The sequence below is a fragment of the Rhodomicrobium sp. Az07 genome (assembly GCF_018619475.1).
In the GTDB taxonomy this organism is placed as follows: domain Bacteria; phylum Pseudomonadota; class Alphaproteobacteria; order Rhizobiales; family Rhodomicrobiaceae; genus Rhodomicrobium.
Genome location: NZ_JAHFZG010000066.1, coordinates 1 through 323, shown reverse-complemented (window position 1 = coordinate 323; position 323 = coordinate 1). Strand labels below are relative to the sequence as shown.

1 pseudogene is annotated in these 323 nt (G+C 54.5%); it reads left to right on the top strand.

Going from position 1 to position 323, the window contains the following annotated elements:
• Positions 1-109: pseudogene (locus tag KKP04_RS15350) on the top strand (IS5/IS1182 family transposase); the annotation flags it as partial.
• Between the last annotated feature and the right edge of the window lie 214 nt (positions 110-323).

Below are 323 nucleotides of genomic sequence, written 5' to 3'. Positions count from 1 at the left end.
CTTCCGAGCCGTCGCAACCCGCTACGACAAGCGCGACGACAATTTCCTCGCATCCGTCAAGCTTGCGTCAGTCCGTATCTGGCTGCGGGCTTACGAGTCGGTGACCTAGACATAAGACGATCCCTCAAGGAACCGTCACACTCGCAGCCGTTCGAGCAAAATGGAAGGTGAGGTCAGAACACCGCTTACAGTCAGACTTTCGATACGGTGGTATTAGGTGATAAACCCATAAAGGGGATTCCCGAATCGGGCGTGTCGTGATTCAAACTCCCAAACGAGGGAGTTTCTCATGGCGCGCTTCGATCTGACGGAGTTCGAGTGGT